The organism is Bradyrhizobium ganzhouense (assembly GCF_049949285.1).
GTDB lineage: Bacteria > Pseudomonadota > Alphaproteobacteria > Rhizobiales > Xanthobacteraceae > Bradyrhizobium > Bradyrhizobium ganzhouense.
The window spans coordinates 6,251,003-6,267,104 of sequence record NZ_CP181318.1 but is presented as its reverse complement, the minus strand read 5'-3'; the positions used below and the strand labels follow the sequence as shown (position 1 = coordinate 6,267,104).

The 16,102-nt window shown below is 65.2% G+C and carries 13 protein-coding genes; 9 read left to right on the top strand and 4 right to left on the bottom strand.

Annotated features, from left to right (window positions below; translation table 11 throughout):
• Positions 1–109: 109 nt before the first annotated feature.
• Entirely contained in the window at positions 110–640 is a 531-nt protein-coding gene (locus ACLFLU_RS28970; RefSeq protein ID WP_426408158.1) for a D-glycero-alpha-D-manno-heptose-1,7-bisphosphate 7-phosphatase, read from the bottom strand.
• Positions 633–1,703 carry a lipopolysaccharide heptosyltransferase II gene (waaF, locus tag ACLFLU_RS28965; protein ID WP_426408157.1) on the bottom strand — a complete coding sequence of 357 codons (1,071 nt, stop codon included), beginning with the start codon at positions 1,701–1,703 and terminating at the stop codon, positions 633–635. The genes ACLFLU_RS28970 and waaF overlap by 8 nt, the downstream gene beginning before the upstream one ends.
• Positions 1,704–1,863: 160 nt before the next feature.
• Here waaF and rfaD point away from each other — a divergent pair, with 160 nt between their 5' ends.
• The 4 genes from rfaD (at position 1,864) to ACLFLU_RS28945 (ending at position 7,649) form a co-directional block, all read left to right on the top strand.
• Positions 1,864–2,844, top strand: coding sequence for an ADP-glyceromanno-heptose 6-epimerase (gene rfaD / locus ACLFLU_RS28960; protein ID WP_426408156.1), 981 nt, complete (start codon positions 1,864–1,866; stop codon positions 2,842–2,844).
• 28 nt (positions 2,845–2,872) lie between these two features.
• The gene (gene rfaE1, locus ACLFLU_RS28955) at positions 2,873–4,357 is read left to right on the top strand and encodes a D-glycero-beta-D-manno-heptose-7-phosphate kinase (RefSeq protein ID WP_426408155.1); all 1,485 of its coding nucleotides are present in this window, start codon (positions 2,873–2,875) and stop codon (positions 4,355–4,357) included.
• Positions 4,354–5,643 carry an O-antigen ligase family protein gene (locus ACLFLU_RS28950; RefSeq protein ID WP_426408154.1) on the top strand — a complete coding sequence of 430 codons (1,290 nt, stop codon included), beginning with the start codon at positions 4,354–4,356 and terminating at the stop codon, positions 5,641–5,643. The genes rfaE1 and ACLFLU_RS28950 overlap by 4 nt, the downstream gene beginning before the upstream one ends.
• 83 nt (positions 5,644–5,726) lie before the next feature.
• On the top strand, positions 5,727–7,649 hold the full coding sequence (locus ACLFLU_RS28945) for an SDR family NAD(P)-dependent oxidoreductase (RefSeq protein ID WP_426408153.1): 1,923 nt from the start codon (positions 5,727–5,729) through the stop codon (positions 7,647–7,649).
• Here the strand turns inward: ACLFLU_RS28945 and ACLFLU_RS28940 are convergent.
• Complete coding sequence (locus tag ACLFLU_RS28940) at positions 7,627–8,400, bottom strand: glycosyltransferase family 2 protein (protein ID WP_426408152.1); 774 nt, start codon at positions 8,398–8,400, stop codon at positions 7,627–7,629. The two genes, ACLFLU_RS28945 and ACLFLU_RS28940, sit on opposite strands and share 23 nt — an antisense overlap.
• A 101-nt stretch (positions 8,401–8,501) precedes the next feature.
• Entirely contained in the window at positions 8,502–9,461 is a 960-nt protein-coding gene (locus ACLFLU_RS28935) for a lysylphosphatidylglycerol synthase transmembrane domain-containing protein (protein WP_426408151.1), read from the bottom strand.
• Positions 9,462–9,690: 229 nt separating this feature from the next.
• Here ACLFLU_RS28935 and ACLFLU_RS28930 point away from each other — a divergent pair, with 229 nt between their 5' ends.
• The 5 genes from ACLFLU_RS28930 (at position 9,691) to murJ (ending at position 16,058) form a co-directional block, all read left to right on the top strand.
• Positions 9,691–10,680 (top strand): SDR family NAD(P)-dependent oxidoreductase, encoded by a 990-nt coding sequence (locus ACLFLU_RS28930; RefSeq protein ID WP_426408150.1) that lies wholly within the window; start codon positions 9,691–9,693, stop codon positions 10,678–10,680.
• 7 nt (positions 10,681–10,687) lie between these two features.
• Entirely contained in the window at positions 10,688–12,100 is a 1,413-nt protein-coding gene (locus ACLFLU_RS28925; protein ID WP_426408149.1) for a mannose-1-phosphate guanylyltransferase/mannose-6-phosphate isomerase, read from the top strand.
• Between the two features lie 182 nt (positions 12,101–12,282).
• Positions 12,283–13,287 carry a Gfo/Idh/MocA family oxidoreductase gene (locus ACLFLU_RS28920; RefSeq protein ID WP_426408148.1) on the top strand — a complete coding sequence of 335 codons (1,005 nt, stop codon included), beginning with the start codon at positions 12,283–12,285 and terminating at the stop codon, positions 13,285–13,287.
• A 10-nt stretch (positions 13,288–13,297) separates the two neighbouring features.
• Positions 13,298–14,485: a DegT/DnrJ/EryC1/StrS family aminotransferase gene (locus ACLFLU_RS28915; RefSeq protein ID WP_426408147.1), complete on the top strand. Its 1,188-nt coding sequence runs from the start codon at positions 13,298–13,300 to the stop codon at positions 14,483–14,485.
• Positions 14,486–14,531: 46 nt separating this feature from the next.
• Complete coding sequence (murJ, locus tag ACLFLU_RS28910) at positions 14,532–16,058, top strand: murein biosynthesis integral membrane protein MurJ (protein WP_426408146.1); 1,527 nt, start codon at positions 14,532–14,534, stop codon at positions 16,056–16,058.
• The last annotated feature ends 44 nt before the right edge of the window (positions 16,059–16,102 follow it).

The window sequence follows — 16,102 nt, the reverse complement described above, 5'->3', positions numbered from 1 at the left end:
CGGGTCAAGTAAAATTCGTAAAATCCGTATTCGCGTGGCGCGTTCCGGCAAGTCGTTGATTTCGCTGCCACGGGCTACTGTGCATGGGGTTGTTTTCGCGTTTTCGGGTCTACCGCTGCCCGATCTGCGCAATCACCCCGCTGACAAACGCATCGAGGTCGCCGCCTGGAAACAGAAAGCCCGGCAGTCCGAGCGCTTGGCCTGCCTCGATGTCCCTGGCCTGATCTCCAATCACAAAACTGCCGTCGAGCTGCACGGGCCAGTGCTGAACGAGATCGCGCAGCATGCCCGGCGCGGGCTTGCGCCAATCATGCTCGCCGATGTAGCCGGCGACCGTTCCTTGCGGATGATAGGGACAGAAGCGGATGTCATCGATCCCAGCGCCGTCGCGGGCGAGCTCGTCGCGCATCCAGGCGTGTAGCCGGTTCACATCAGCTTCGGTGAAGAGGCCGCGCGCGACGCCGGACTGGTTGGTGAAGACGAATACCCAATAGCCGGCGTCGTTGAGACGGCGGATGGCCCTGGCGACGTTGGGCATCCAGCGGATGCGGTCTGGCGTGCCGATATAGCCATCGTCCTGGTTGATGACGCCGTCGCGGTCGAGGAATGCGGCGGGCTTCGCCGCGCGGCCGTCAGACATTTGCAAGCCCCTGCGTCCTGGCCAGCACGTCCCTTGCGATCTCGACCACGTCCTGCGCCGCGATATCACGCATGCAGCGGTGGTCGTTCATCCGGCAGATCGTGCTCTGGCAGGGTTGGCAGGCGAGCACGCTCTTGGTCTGGACCACGGTCGCGGCGAGGCCGTTGAGGGGCGCCCAGAGATAGGGGCTGGTCGGGCCGAAGATGCCCATGGTGGGCGTGTCGAGCGCGGCCGCGATGTGCATCAGGCCCGAGTCGTTCGAGATCGCGACGCCGGCCGCGGCCATGGCGAGGACGCCGTTGCGCAAATCGTTGCCGGTGAGGTCCCGCACCCCCGGGCCGCCGGCGGCGACGATCTCCAGGGCGAGGCCCTTTTCCGCGGGGCCGCCGACCACCCAGACCTCGAGCCCGCGCTCGACCAGCAGGCGGGCGGCCTCCGGATAATAGGTCCAGCGTTTTGACACCCCGACCGAGCCGGGGGCGAGCGCGACGGCGGCCCCGGCGCTGAGGCCATTGGTCTGCCGCCAGCGGGCGATCTCCTCGGCCGGCACCCGCAATTGCGGCACCGGCCATTCCGGGGGCAGGGGGGCGCCGTGGGGCTGGGCCAGCGCGGCGTTCTTGTCGATGAAGCGGGGCAGCTTCTTCTCGCCCCAGCGCCAGCGGTTGAGCAGGCCGAACCGGAACTCGCCGACGAAGCCGACCCTTTCAGGGATGCCGGCCAGCGCCGGCGCAATGGCGGCCTTCCAGGTCCGCGGCAGCACCAGGGCCGTGCCATAGTTCCGCTCGCGCAGCAGCCGCGCCAGGCCGAACTGGCGGCCCACCGCGAGGCGGCTGCGGGGCAGGTCCCAGACCAGTCCAGCACGCACGCCGGGCATGTAATCGACCAGTGGGGCGCACAGGGGCGTGGTCAGGAGATCGACCGGCCTGTCCGGCCATCGCTCCTTCAGCACCCGGACCACGGTGTGATTCCGGACGAAATCGCCGATCCACATATAGGGGACGATCAGGATCGGGCTTGTGTCGCTCCGATCCTCACTTCCGCCAAATTGCGAATCGATGTTCATTCGTTAATTGTGCCGCGGGCGCCCTGATGAGCGGTTCGGTTAGCCGCTCCCGGCCGGCAGGTAAAGCCGACAGTAGCACCGGTCCCAAAATGCTTACACTTTGGCAGATGATGCGCTAGGGCAGGTATCGGGGCCGCGAAAACCGGGCAGGGTGGTTGGAATGTTGCTGGTGACCGGCGGGGCCGGTTTTATCGGATCGAATGTCGTGGCCGCGCTGAACGACGCCAGCCGCCGCGATGTCGTGGTGTGCGATCTCCTGGGCAGCGAGGGCAAATGGCGCAATCTCGCCAAGCGGCAGCTTGTGGATATCGTTCCCCCGGCCGAGCTGCCTGACTGGCTGAAGGGTCGCAAGTTAGATGCGGTTATCCATCTCGGGGCGATTTCCGAGACCACCGCGACCGACGGCGATCTCGTGATCGAGACCAATTTCCGCTTCTCGATGCGCCTGCTCGACTGGTGCACGGCCAACGCGGTGCCGTTGATCTACGCCTCGTCGGCGGCGACCTATGGCGACGGCGCGGAAGGCTTTGACGACGATGCCTCGCTGCCGGCGCTGAAGAAGCTGCGGCCGATGAATCTCTACGGCTGGAGCAAGCAGCTGTTCGATCTTGCGGTCGCCGAGCGCGCAGCGAACGGCGACCCGCTCCCGCCGCAATGGGCGGGCCTGAAATTCTTCAACGTGTTCGGCCCGAACGAATACCACAAGGGCACGATGATGAGCGTGCTGGCGCGCCGCTTCGAGGACGTCAAAGCCGGCCGCGTCGTGCAGCTGTTCAAGTCGCATCGCGACGGCATCGCCGACGGCGACCAGCGCCGCGATTTCATCTATGTCGACGACGTCGTGCGCGTGATCCTGTGGCTGCTGGCGACGCCATCGGTGTCGGGGCTGTTCAATGTCGGCACCGGCAAGGCGCGCAGCTTCCGGGAGCTGATGCTGGCTGCCTATGCCGCGCTCGGCACCAGGCCCAACATCGACTATGTCGACATGCCCGAGCAGATCCGCGGCAGTTATCAATATTTCACCGAGAGCAAGGTCGATCGTCTCCACCGTGCCGGCTATAACGGCGGCTTCACGACGCTCGAGGACGCGGTGAAGGCCTATGTTGCCGATTATCTCGACCGGCCCGACCGCTTCCGTTAAGGCCCCAAGGATCTGAAGCCAAATCACCATGCCGACGCCCATTCTCGATTTCGATGCCCTCGCGCAAGCCATCTCCGGCCGCACGGTGCTCTGCATCGGCGACATCATGCTGGACGAGTTCGTCTATGGCGAGGTGTCGCGGATTTCGCCGGAAGCGCCGACGCCCGTCATCGCGGCCCAGCGCAGCGAGATCCATATCGGCGGTGCCGGCAACGTCGCGCGCAATATAGCTTCGCTCGGTGCGCGCTGCGTCTTCGTCGGCCTCGTCGGCGAGGACGATGCGGGGGCGCGGCTCAAGACCGCGCTGGCGGACCATGCCGGCATCGAGAGCGCGCTGGTGTGCGACCCGTCGCGGCCGACCACGCGAAAAGTCCGCTTCGTCTCCGAGCATTTTTCCACGCATATGCTGCGCGCGGATTGGGAGCAGGCGCAGCCCGCCTCCGATGACATCGAGACGAAGTTGATCGAGGCGATCGTGCCGCAGATCGCGCGCGCCGATATCGTGCTGCTGTCCGACTACGCCAAGGGTGTGCTGACCGCGCGCGTGATCCGCCACACCATCGACGCCGCGCGAAAGCTCGGCAAGCCCGTGATCGTCGATCCCAAGAGCCTGAACTGGGCGATCTATCGCGGCGCCACGCTGCTCACGCCCAATCGCAAGGAATTCGCTGAAGCCACCCGCAGCCGCGCCGACACGCCGCAGAGCATCGTCGATGCCAGCGAGGACGTGATGCGGCTGGCCGATTGCGAGGCGATCCTGGTCACCCAGGGCGAGCACGGCATGACGCTGGTGCCGCGCAAGGGCGAGGCCGTGCATGTTCCGGCTTTCCCGGTGAAGGTGCGCGACGTCTCCGGCGCCGGCGACACCGTGGCCGCCGCGCTCGCGGTCTCGATCGCGGCGGGCGCGGATTGGGACACGGCGTTGCGCATGGCGAGCGCGGCCGCCGCGGTCGCGGTCGGCAAGCAGGGCACAGCCAGTGTGAGCGCGGCCGAGCTGCGACGAAAGATCCTGCCGCATGCCACTCTCGCGGCCGAGGAGAAGGTCGTGAGCGCGCCGGATGCGCTCGATGCACAGCTCGCCGAATGGCGCGGGGAGGGCTTGCGCGTCGGCTTCACCAATGGCTGCTTCGACATCCTGCATCCCGGCCACGTCAAGGTGCTGACCGCGGCGCGCGCCGCCTGCGATCGCCTGATCGTCGGCCTCAATAGCGACGCCTCGGTGCGGCGGCTGAAGGGCGCGGATCGCCCGGTCCAGGACGAGCGGGCGCGTGCCGAAGTGCTGGCCGCACTCGAAGCCGTCGATCTCGTCGTGATCTTCGAGCAGGACACGCCGATCGACCTGATCACGCGCATCACGCCTAGCGTGCTGGTCAAAGGCGGTGACTACACCCGCGAGCAGGTGGTCGGCCACGAGGTCGTCGAAGCCGCCGGCGGAACGGTCGTGCTGGTCGACATTCTCAAGGGTTTCAGCACGACCGCACTGGTCCACCGCGCGCGCGGAGAGACGAAGTGACGGCGCTCGCGCGGGAGACGATGTGGGGGATGACGCTCCGGCGCCTGCGCAGTCCGGCGGCATGGTCCGAGACGGTCGATCTGTTTGCCATCCTGACCGCGGCCTCGCTGCCGTGGTCGACGTCGCTGGCGGCGATCTTCAATGTCGCGATGCTGGTTTGCATGGTGCCGTTTCTCGACGTCAGGGACTTCCTGCAGTCGCTGAAGCGGCCGGTCTGCGCGTTGCCGATCGCGCTGTTCCTGCTCGCGCTCGTCGGCACGCTGTGGTCGGGGGCGCCCTGGGGTGCCCGGTTCTACGCCGTGAACCCGACGGCGAAGCTGCTCGTGCTGCCGGTCCTGATTTATCATTTCGAACGCTCGTCGCGCGGGCACCTCGTGTTCATCGCGTTTCTGGTGTCCTGCGCGCTGCTGTCGGTGATGTCCTGGCTCGTGTTTCTCCATCCGACGCTCTCGCTCAAGCCGCCTGAGGAACCCAATTCACGCGGCATCTTCGTGAAGAACTACATCGACCAGAGCCAGGAGTTCACGCTGTGCGCGGTCGCGCTCGCGTTTCCGATCGTGAAGCTGCTGCAGCAGAAGAGGGTCTGGCTGGCCGCGCTGCTGGCGGCGATCGCGCTCAGCTTCTTCGTCAACATGGCCATTGTGGTGATCTCGCGCACCGCACTCGTGACCGTACCGATCATGCTGGCGGTGTTCGGGCTGCTGCATTTGAAATGGCGCAGCGTCCTGATCATCTTCGCGGTTCTCGCGGTCCTCGTCGCGCTGGCATGGCAGACCTCGTCGAAGCTGCAATCGACGATTGAGACATTCTCCGTGCAGTACGAGCTCTACAAGGATAAGGGCATCCCGACATCAATCGGGCTTCGGCTCGAGTTCTGGCGCAAATCGTTGGGTTTCTTTGCCGAGGCGCCGGTCGTCGGTCATGGAACCGGCTCGACGCGCGGCTTGTTCGAGCAGGCCGCGACCGGCGGCCCCAACCAGGCCTCGAACGAGGTGATCGGCAATCCCCATAACCAGACGCTGAACGTGGCCGTGCAATGGGGCATCGTCGGCATTGTCATCCTGTATGCGATGTGGGCGGTGCATCTTCTCCTGTTCCGCGGCGACGATCTCGCCAACTGGATCGGCTTGCTGGTCGTTGTCCAAAACGTATTCACGTCACTGTTCAATTCCCATCTATTCGACTTCCATGAAGGGTGGATGTACGTGCTCGGTGTCGGTGTCGCCGGCGGCATGGTGCTCAATTCACGCCGGAACGGCCGGGGCCCGGGACAAGCCCGCAGCTGAGCCTCGGAGCGCTGGCAAGTCCCGGCGAGATGCGCTATCAGCGCGGTCAGGTTGTATGCAGCACTGGAGATATTCGGCCGGAGATGACGCGTCTTTCGCATCTTACCTTGCGTAACTTCCTGATCGCGCTTCACGACGTGGTGGCGACGGCCGCGGCCCTGTTCGTTGCGTTCTATCTGCGCTTCGAGGGTGGCGCCGGTTTCACGGCCCGCTTGCCGCTGCTGCTGCAGATCCTGCCCTATTTCCTCGCCTTCAGCGTGGTCGTGTTCTACGTCTTCAACCTGACGACCACGAAGTGGCGCTTCATCTCGCTGCCCGATGCGCTGAACATCATCCGTGTCGCCACGGTGCTCACCGTCGCCCTTCTGGTGCTCGACTACATCTTCGTCGCACCGAACGTGCACGGCACATTCTTTCTCGGCAAGATCACCATCGTCCTCTACTGGTTCCTGGAAATCTCGGCCCTGAGCGCGCTGCGGCTGGCCTATCGCTATTTCCGCTACACCCGCGTGATGCATCACGTCAGGACGGAAAATGCCGCGCCGACGCTCCTGATCGGGCGCGCCGCCGATGCCGAGGTCGTGCTCCGCGGCATCGAGAGCGGCGCCATCAAGCATCTGCGGCCGGTCGGGGTGCTGTCGCCGTCCCGGGCCGATCTCGGCCAGCTCATCCGCAACGTGCCGGTGGTCGGCGCGACCGACGACATCGAGGATGTCATCGCCAGCTTCGCCAAGCGCGACAAATCGATCGCCCGGGTGGTGATGACGCCGTCCGCCTTCGAGCCGGATTCGCATCCCGAATCCGTGCTGATGCGGTCGCGGCGGCTTGGCCTGATGGTCAGCCGCCTGCCGTCGCTTGAGCAGGGGGATGTGCCGCGGCTCACCTCGGTTGCGGTCGAGGATCTGCTGCTGCGGCCGAGTGAGACGATCGACTATGCGCGTCTCGAAGCCCTGATCAACGGCAAGAGCGTCATCGTCACCGGCGGTGGCGGCTCGATCGGCTCGGAGATCTGCGAGCGCGTGGTTGCGTTCGGCGCGGCGCGTCTGCTGATCGTCGAAAATTCGGAGCCGGCCCTTTATGCGGTCACCGAGGCGCTGGTCGCGCGTGGCTCCGGCGCCGAGATCGAAGGCCGGATCGCAGATATCCGCGACCGCGAGCGGATCACGCGTCTGATGGCGGAGTTCAAGCCGGACATCGTGTTCCACGCGGCCGCGCTAAAACACGTTCCGATCCTGGAGCGTGACTGGAGCGAGGGCGTCAAGACCAACATCTTCGGTTCGATCAACGTGGCCGATGCCGCGCTCGCCGCGGGCGCCGAGGCCATGGTGATGATCTCGACCGACAAAGCGATCGAGCCGGTCTCGATGCTCGGTCTGACCAAGCGTTTCGCCGAGATGTATTGCCAGGCGCTCGACCACGACCTCGTGGCGCAGGCCAGCGGCAGCAAGCCGGCGATGCGCTTCATCTCGGTCCGGTTCGGCAATGTGCTGGCGTCGAACGGGTCGGTCGTGCCGAAGTTCAAGGCGCAGATCGAGGCGGGCGGTCCTGTTACCGTGACGCATCCCGACATGGTCCGCTATTTCATGACCATCCGCGAAGCCTGCGATCTGGTCATCACGGCCGCCACCCACGCGCTCGGCGCCAAGCGTTTCGACGTTTCGGTCTACGTGCTGAACATGGGCCAGCCGGTCAAGATCGTCGATCTGGCGGAACGGATGATCCGGCTCTCGGGTCTGCAGCCCGGCCACGACATCGAGATCGTGTTCAGCGGCATGAGGCCGGGCGAGCGGCTGAACGAGATCCTGTTCGCCTCCGAGGAGCCGACCGTCGATATCGGGGTCGCAGGCGTCATGGCGGCGAGGCCGAACGAGCCGCCGATGCAGACGCTGCGGAAATGGATCTCCGCGCTTGAGCTCGCCATCGCGCATGACGATCGCGCCACCATCAGGACCATCCTGAAGGATGCCGTTCCGGAGTTCGGACTCAACGCGAGCGCTGCATCCTGAGGGACGATGGCGAGCGGAGCTGAAAGATCCGCCGGGCAAAACGCAGGAAGAACGCGGCGTCGATGACCGGCGCGTTCAGATGCTGCTGGCGCGACCGCAGGCACTCCAGATTGGCGCGCAAGGTCACGCGCCAGCCGCTGGTGCTGATGCCGCCCATCTGGAAATCGGCGATGACGCGCGGAAGGTAGGCGACCCTGTAGTCGTTCAGCGCCAGCGCACGCAGCATGTAGTCGTAATCGGCGGTCGTGACGTAGCTCAGATCGTAGTCGCCAACCGTCTCGGCGACCTGGCGCCGCATGTAGAACGTCGGATGCGGCGGGACCCAGCCGAGCTGAAACGAGTAGCGGCCGTAGTGTCCGGCACGCCAGGCCCGCACGAGGGCCTTGGATTGGTGATCGGTGACCATGTCGAGGTCGCCATAGACGACATCGGCCTGTTCCAGCGCCGCCGCGATCGCCGCCAGCGCGCTGTCGTTGTGGAACGTGTCGTCCGAATTGAGGAAGCCGATCGCGTCGCCCTTGAACAGATGCAGCCCCTTGTTCATGGCGTCGTAGACACCCTTGTCGGGCTCGGAGATCACGCGGATCTCGCTGGAGCCGAACGACTCCACGATCTTCAGCGTCGCATCCTTTGAGGCACCGTCGACGACCAGCATCTCCTTGTCGGGATGCGTCTGGGCAAGGAAGGACTCGACGGTGGCGCCGATCGTCGCCTGGGAGTTGTAGCTGGCAGTGATGACGCTGATCTTCATTCCGGGTCCGTGATGCTGCGCGCCGGAGACTATAGGAAACAACCCCGAGGGCTGATAGGTAACTGGAGGTCGCGGTGCGTCCGTGCCGGCCTTGTGAACCCTTATTCACGCATCCCGAGCGGCGCCTTCCCCTGCGCGGCTTTCTCAGCGCTGAGGATCCAGACCAGGCCGCCGAATGCACCGACGATGAAGGAGACCGCGCCGAACAGCAGCGAGATGTTGACGCCTTCATTGGCAGCCAGCCCGGCGAAGCCGAAGGCCAGCCCCATGCTCGCCTCGCGCACGCCCCAGCCGGCGATGGAGATCGGCATCAGTGTGATTAGCATCACCGGCGGCACCAGCAGGAAGACCTGCGCGAAGCTGACCGGCGCAGCGATCGACTGCACCACGCACCAGGCGATGACGACGGCTAGCACGTGAACCAAAAGCGACAGGATCGCGATAACAGGTCCGCGCGTGCGGTCGAAGATCACGCGGTTGGCGATCACGGCGCAGGCGTGGATGTGGTGGGTGGCCCACCAGGTCTTCAGCCACGACCATTTCAGCGCGCCGAAGATCAGGAAGCCGATGCCGCCGGCAAGTGCCGCGAAGTCGACGAGCAGCAGCGCCGAACGGCCGTGCGGATCGGTGATGAGCGTGTAGCTCCAGGGCAGACTCGCGACGATGAGGATCGCCAGCGCCACGAGGCCGATCGCGCGATCGACGAAGATCGAATAGGTCGCCGCGCGCCATCCCGCGCCGGCGCGCGCCACCAGCCATAGCCGGACCGCATCGCCGCCGATCGCCGACGGCAGGGTCTGGTTGAAGAAGGAGCCGATCACGTTGTAGCGCATGGCGCGGCCGAGCTCGAGCGGCGCACCGCATGCGGCGCTGACCTCGCGCCAGCGCAGCACGCCGACGAAGATTTGCAGGAACGTCACCGCGATCGCCATGCCGATCCAGAACAGGCTGGTCGCGGTGAAGCGCGAGAACAGCTCGGTCAGGTCGACCTTGCGCAGCGCCAGATAGAGCAGCGCCGCGGAGATCAGGATTTTGGTCGTCGACAGCAGGATTCGGCGCATCTGGCCCGCTTGAACAGGGTTTCGGAGCAACCCGACGCGTGGCGCCGAATTCGGCCGCTTTGGTATGGTTTTGGCGTCGATCTTGCAATAGCGGTGATGAGGAGCCGTTATCAGGAGCGGCTATGGGGAGCGGTTATGAACCGCGCGGGCTATTGCGGCCCCCTCGATACCGGCTAAAGAAGCGCCGCCGGCTGGCTTTAGGGATTGCGCGGGATCGCTTGGAAACAGGATGACGGATCAGGCGATTTTGGTCACGGGGGCCGCCGGTTTCATCGGCTTTCACGTCGTCCGGCAGCTCCTGGCCGAGGGGCGCTCCGTGGTCGGGCTCGACAACCTCAGCGGCTATTACGATCCAGCGTTGAAACAGGCGCGCCTTTCGCTGCTCGGCAACGAGCGCTGTTTCTCCTTTGTCCAGGCCGATCTCGCCGATCGCGAGACGATGGCGGCGCTGTTTGCGCGGCATCGCTTTTCGGAGGTCGTGCATCTCGCCGCCCAGGCCGGCGTGCGCTACTCGATCGAGCATCCGCAGAGTTACGTCGAGTCCAATCTGCAGGGCTTTCTCAACCTGCTCGAAGGCTGCCGGAAAAGCGGTTGTCGTCATCTCGTCTACGCCTCGTCATCGTCCGTTTATGGCGCCAACACTAAACTGCCGTTTTCCGTGCAGGACCGGACCGATCATCCCGTGAGCTTCTATGCTGCGACCAAGAAGGCCAACGAGGTGATGGCGCAGTCCTACAGTCATCTCTACCGGCTGCCGGTCACGGCCTTGCGCTTTTTTACCATCTACGGCCCGTGGGGACGGCCTGATATGGCCATGTTTCTGTTTGTAAACGCCATCATGGCGGGCCAGCCGATCCGGCTCTTTAACCATGGCAAAATGCGCCGCGACTTCACCTATATTGACGACGTGACCCGTGTAGTATCCAAGCTGATCGAACTTGTGCCTGCGGACAATCCGGCTGCCGCAAATGCGCCGTCTCGGATCTACAATGTCGGAAATCGCCGCCCCGAAGAGCTGATGCATGTCGTCGGGCTTCTGGAGCGGGAGCTGGGTCGGACGGCGGTCAAAGAATTGCTGCCGATGCAGCCGGGAGACGTGGTGGAAACGTTCGCGGATGTCGAGGATTTGATGCGCGACACCGGCTTTGCACCGTCAACGCCGATCGAGCACGGGGTCCACAAATTTGTCACCTGGTATCGCGACCACTTCAAGGTTTGAAATGACGATGGACAAACGCATTATCCCCCTGATCATGTGCGGCGGCGCCGGCACACGGCTGTGGCCGGCTTCGCGCGAGGTGCGCCCGAAGCAGTTTTTGCCGCTGTTCGGCGCGCGCTCGACCTTCCAGGACACGCTCTCGCGCGTCTCGGACGCTTCGCTGTTCGAGCGCCCCATCGTCATCACCAATGCGTCCTATCGCTTCATGGTGCTGGAGCAGCTCGCCGAGATCGGCATCGAGGCCGACGTGATCCTCGAGCCGATGCGGCGCGACTCCGGTCCCGCGATCGCCGCCGGCGCGGCGTTCGCACAAAACCGCACCGGTGAAGCGATCGTGCTCGCGCTCGCTGCCGACCATGTGGTGCAGGACAATGCCGCCTTCGTCGCGGCGTGCCGCGAGGGCCTCGCTGCCGCGAGCACCGGGCGGATCGTCACCTTCGGCGTCAAGCCGGAGCGGCCGGCGACCGAATACGGCTATATCAGCCCGGGCGAGGTGATCTCCGGCGAGGTGCACGCGGTCGCGCGCTTCGTCGAGAAGCCGGATGCCGCGAAGGCCGCCGACTACGTCAACTCGGGCTATCTCTGGAACAGCGGCAACTTCATGTTTCCCGCTTCCCTGCTGCTCGACGAATATCGCAAGGTTGATGCGGCAAGCGTGGAGGCGGTGTCCAGTGCGGTCACTAACGCCGGCCGCGATCTCGGCTTCGTGACGCTGGAGCCGCAGGCTTTTGGCGCGGCGAAGGCGATCTCGATCGATTATGCGGTGATGGAGAAGACCTCGCGCGCAGCCGTGGTGCCGGTGTCCTGCGGCTGGTCCGACGTCGGCTCCTGGCGCGCGGTGTGGGAGCTGTCCGACAAGGACACGCAAGGCAACGCGGCGCACGGCACCGCCGTGTTCGAGGATTCGCGCAACTGCAACGTCACGAGCGATCATGCGCTGGTCGCGCTCGAAGGTGTCGACGATCTCGTCGTGGTCGCGACCGCGGACGCCGTTCTCGTCTCGCGCCAGAAGGACGCCAACGGGCTGAAGCGTCTCGTGACCAAGCTCAAGACGGTCGCGCCGAAGGTCACCGAGGAGCATCTCAAGGTGCATCGGCCGTGGGGCAGCTACCAGTCGGTCGACAATGGCGAGCGCCATCAGGTCAAGCGCATCGTGGTCAAGCCGGGCGGGCGGCTGTCGCTGCAGAAGCATCACCACCGCGCCGAGCACTGGATCGTGGTCCGTGGTGCCGCCCGCGTCACCGTGAACGAGACCGTGAAGACGGTGCACGAGAACGAGTCGATCTACATCCCGATGGGCGCGGTCCACCGGATGGAGAATCCCGGTAAGATCGTGCTGGAACTGATCGAGGTCCAGACCGGCTCCTATCTCGGGGAAGACGACATCATCCGGATTGAAGACGACTATCAAAGGTCGTAACCAGCAAACTCCGAATCACGGGATCCGGGCCTGAAAAGTCCGCTTTAGGCGGCTTAAGGCCCGGAGAACGTGTAATTTTTTGAATCAAATCGTGTCCGGGCAATTTGGCCGGCATTCGCCACAAATGTGGCACCCGTGCTAGAAGCGGCCCGGGGATTTGCGTTGAATCGGGGTTCGATCAGATGAGTTCCAAAGGATCACAACCGGCAAAGGCCGGCTTGCGCGTCGGCGTCATCGGCGCGGGCGTGATGGGCAGCAACCATGCGCGCGTGCTGAGCGGCCTGCCCGGCATCAGCCTGGTCGGCGTGGTCGATCCTTCGCCGGCGCACCGCGCGCGCACGACCGAACTCGCCAATTGCGCGAGCTTCGAGACGCTCGACCAGCTCCTGGCCGAAGGCGTCGATGCCGTCACCATCGCGGCGCCGACCCATCTGCATCACGAGGTCGCGCTCGCCTGCATTGCCAAGAACATCCACGTGCTGGTCGAGAAGCCGATCGCCTCGACGGTCGCCGAAGGCCGCGAGATCGTCGCCGCCGCGCAAAAGGCCGGCGTCACGCTGATGGTCGGCCATGTCGAGCGCTTCAATCCGGCGGTCGCCGCCGTCAAGCAGGCGATTGCGGGCGAGGACATTCTCTCGATCGCGATCACGCGCGTCGGCCCGTTCCCGCCGCGCATGTCCAATGTCGGCGTCGTCATCGACCTCGCCGTGCACGACATCGATCTGATCCGCTGGTTCACCGAATCCGACATCGTCGAGGTGCAGCCTCAGCTGTCGAGCGCGGTCGCCGAGCGTGAGGATATCGCGCTGCTCCAGTTCCGCACCGCCAATGGCGTGCTTGCCCACATCAACACCAACTGGCTGACGCCGTTCAAGGCGCGCAGTGTCACGGTCGCGACCCGCGGCAAATACGTGATGGGCGATCTCTTGACGCGCCAGGTCACCGAATGCTTCGGCTTCAAGCCTGATGGCAGCTACTCGATGCGGCATCTGCCGGTCGGCCATGACGAGCCGCTCCGCGCCGAGCTGATCGCCTTCCTCAAGGCCGTGCGTCACGGCGAGACGCCGGCGGTCACCGGCGATGAGGGCGTCGCCAGCCTCGAGATCGCGACGCAGTGCCTCGAGACGCCGGCGCGGCCCGCAGCCACGTCGCCCGCCCGCAAGGGTCCGCGCCGCGTCGCCGGCTAACACCCTTTCCATGTCGACCATTCAAGAAGGCGCCAAGAACCAGACCATGAACCAGCATCTGCGTTCCGACCCCATTCCGTTCATCGACGTTGCCTCGCAGCGCGTCCGGCTCGGCGCGGAGCTTGATGCCGCAGTCAAGCGCGTGATGGATCATTGCCAGTTCGTCAATGGACCCGAGGTCTTCGAGCTCGAAAAGCAGCTCGCGGCCTATTGCGGCGCCAAGCACGTGGTGGCCTGCTCCAACGGCACCGATGCGCTTCTGATGGTGCTGATGGCGAAGAATGTCGGGCCCGGCGATGCCGTGCTGTGTCCCTCCTTCACCTTCATTGCGACCGCGTCGCCGGCAGCACGGACTGGAGCTACGCCGGTTTATGTCGACGTCGATGAGACGACCTTCAACATGAGCCCGGAATCGCTCAAGCGCGGCATTGCGGCCGCGCGCAAGGCCGGCCTGAAGCCTGTCGCGGTGATTCCGGTCGATCTGTTCGGACAGCCTGCGGACCACGATGCCATCGCCGAGATCGCAAAGGCTGAAGGCCTGTTCGTGATCGATGACGCCGCGCAAGGTTTTGGCGCAAGCTACAAGGGTCGCAAGCTCGGCACCTTCGGGCTCGCCACCACGACCAGCTTCTTCCCGGCAAAGCCGCTCGGCTGCTTCGGCGACGGCGGCGCGATTCTGACCGATGATGACGAGCTCGCCGCGACGCTGCGCAGCATCCGCGTGCACGGGCAGGGCGTCGACAAATACGACAACGTCCGCCTCGGTCTGACCGGGCGGCTCGACACCATGCAGGCCGCGATCCTGATCGAGAAGCTCAAGATTTTTGACGACGAGATCGCCGCCCGCAACAGGGTCGCCGAGCGCTACGCGCGCGGCCTGTCCAACGTGGTCACCGTGCCGCGTCTGGCGCCGGGCAATACCTCGGTCTGGGCGCAGTACACCATCCGTCTCCCTGAGGGGACCGACCGCGATGGCTTCGCTGCCGCGCTGAAGGCGCAGGGCGTGCCGACCGCGATCTATTACGGCAAATCGATGCACCAGCAGACCGCCTACAGGCAGTATCCGGTCGCCGACGGCGGCCTGCCTGCTTGCGAGAGCCTGTCGCAGGACGTCATCAGCCTGCCGATGCACGCCTATCTGACCGAAGCCGATCAGGAGCGAATCATCGCCGCCGTGCGCGGCGCGCTTTCGGCCTGATCTGCCCGATTTTGCAGCGAGCCAGCTCTTCCTCTAGAAGGGACGCATGCTCGGACGCATCTTCACGGTCGGTGGTTACACGCTGCTCTCGCGGCTGACGGGATTTGCCCGCGACATCATGCTCGCGGCGATCCTCGGCGCCGGCCCGGTGGCCGACGCCTTTTTCGTGGCGCTGCGGCTGCCCAATCATTTCCGCGCGATCTTTGCCGAGGGCGCCTTCAATGCCGCCTGGGTGCCGGCCTATGCCCACGTCCATGGCGAGCGCGGGGAGGGGGCGGCACACCTGTTCGCCGACCGCATCTTCACGCTGCTGCTCGCCTCCCAAGTGGTGCTGCTGATCGTCGCCTGGCTGTTCATGCCGCAGGCCATGAGCATTCTGGCGCCCGGTTTCAGCGAGGATGCCGAACAGCGCAGGCTCGCGATCGAACTGACCCGGATCACCTTTCCCTATCTGCTGCTGATCACGCTGGTGACGCTCTATGGCGGCATGCTCAACGTGATGCAGCGCTTTGCCAGCGCCGCCGCCGCGTCGATCTTCCTCAACGTCGCGATGATGATGACGCTGGCACTGGCCGCCTGGTTTCCGACCGCGGGCCACGCCGCGGCCTGGGGCGTCCTGATCTCCGGCTTCCTGCAATATTTCCTGCTCGCCGGTGACCTCGCCCGCCATGGCGGCCTGCCGCGCTTTGCGCCGCTCAAGCTCGATGAAGACGTCCGCGGCTTCTTCAGGGCGCTGGGACCAGCGACACTGGGCTCGATGGGCACGCAGGTCGCGCTGTTTGCCGACACCATCATCGCGACCTTCCTGCCCGCGGGCGCGCTGTCGGCGCTCTATTACGCCGACCGCCTCAATCAATTGCCGATCGGCGTCATCGGCATCGCCATCGGCACGGTGCTGCTGCCGGAGATGTCGCGGCGGATCACGGCCAACGACCACGACGGCGCGATGAAGGCGCAGCGCCGTGCCTTCGATTTCACGCTGCTGTTCTCGGTGCCGTTCGTCGCGGCCTTTCTCACCGTGCCTGACGAAATCATGCGCGCGCTGTTCGCCCGCGGCGCGTTCTCCAAGGCCGATGCGGTTGCCGCGGGCAGCACGCTTGCGGCCTATGCCATCGGCCTGATCCCCTTCGTGCTGATCCGCAGCGCGGTCGCGACCTTCTATGCGCGCAAGGACACTGCGACGCCGGTTCGCGCCTCGCTGTCGGGCATTGCGGTCAACGTCGCGCTGAAACTCGCCCTGATGGGATCGTTCGCCCAGATCGGCCTGGCGCTGGCAACCGCCGTCGGCGTCTGGACCAATCTGCTGCTGGTGCTGTTCTTTGCCGTGCGGCGCGGCTTTCTCGTGCTCGACCGCGCCTGGCTGCTGTCGCTCGCCAAATTCCTGCTGACCGGACTCATCCTTGCCGCCGCCTTCTGGCTGATCGCGCGATTCAGCAGTTCTGCGCTAGGCGCGATGCACTTCCGGGACGAGGTGACGCTGGTCCTGCTGGCTGTCGGCGGCACGATCGTCTACGCGCTCGCGATCCTCGTCCTGTTCGGCCGCGGCTGGCTGGTCTCGCTGGTGCGCAGCTAGGTTTGTGACTCCAACGACTCCCTCCGTCATTCCGGGGCCCGAGA

What these genes read in the sequence shown, in the direction of transcription:
- ACLFLU_RS28970 (WP_426408158.1), bottom strand. Translation starts at nt 640, where the DNA reads ATGTCTGACGGCCGCGCGGCGAAGCCCGCCGCATTCCTCGACCGCGAC.
- waaF (WP_426408157.1), bottom strand. Translation starts at nt 1,703, where the DNA reads ATGAACATCGATTCGCAATTTGGCGGAAGTGAGGATCGGAGCGACACA.
- rfaD (WP_426408156.1), top strand. Translation starts at nt 1,864, where the DNA reads ATGTTGCTGGTGACCGGCGGGGCCGGTTTTATCGGATCGAATGTCGTG.
- rfaE1 (WP_426408155.1), top strand. Translation starts at nt 2,873, where the DNA reads ATGCCGACGCCCATTCTCGATTTCGATGCCCTCGCGCAAGCCATCTCC.
- ACLFLU_RS28945 (WP_426408153.1), top strand. Translation starts at nt 5,727, where the DNA reads ATGACGCGTCTTTCGCATCTTACCTTGCGTAACTTCCTGATCGCGCTT.
- ACLFLU_RS28940 (WP_426408152.1), bottom strand. Translation starts at nt 8,400, where the DNA reads ATGAAGATCAGCGTCATCACTGCCAGCTACAACTCCCAGGCGACGATC.
- ACLFLU_RS28935 (WP_426408151.1), bottom strand. Translation starts at nt 9,461, where the DNA reads ATGCGCCGAATCCTGCTGTCGACGACCAAAATCCTGATCTCCGCGGCG.
- ACLFLU_RS28930 (WP_426408150.1), top strand. Translation starts at nt 9,691, where the DNA reads ATGACGGATCAGGCGATTTTGGTCACGGGGGCCGCCGGTTTCATCGGC.
- ACLFLU_RS28925 (WP_426408149.1), top strand. Translation starts at nt 10,688, where the DNA reads ATGGACAAACGCATTATCCCCCTGATCATGTGCGGCGGCGCCGGCACA.
- ACLFLU_RS28920 (WP_426408148.1), top strand. Translation starts at nt 12,283, where the DNA reads ATGAGTTCCAAAGGATCACAACCGGCAAAGGCCGGCTTGCGCGTCGGC.
- ACLFLU_RS28915 (WP_426408147.1), top strand. Translation starts at nt 13,298, where the DNA reads ATGTCGACCATTCAAGAAGGCGCCAAGAACCAGACCATGAACCAGCAT.
- murJ (WP_426408146.1), top strand. Translation starts at nt 14,532, where the DNA reads ATGCTCGGACGCATCTTCACGGTCGGTGGTTACACGCTGCTCTCGCGG.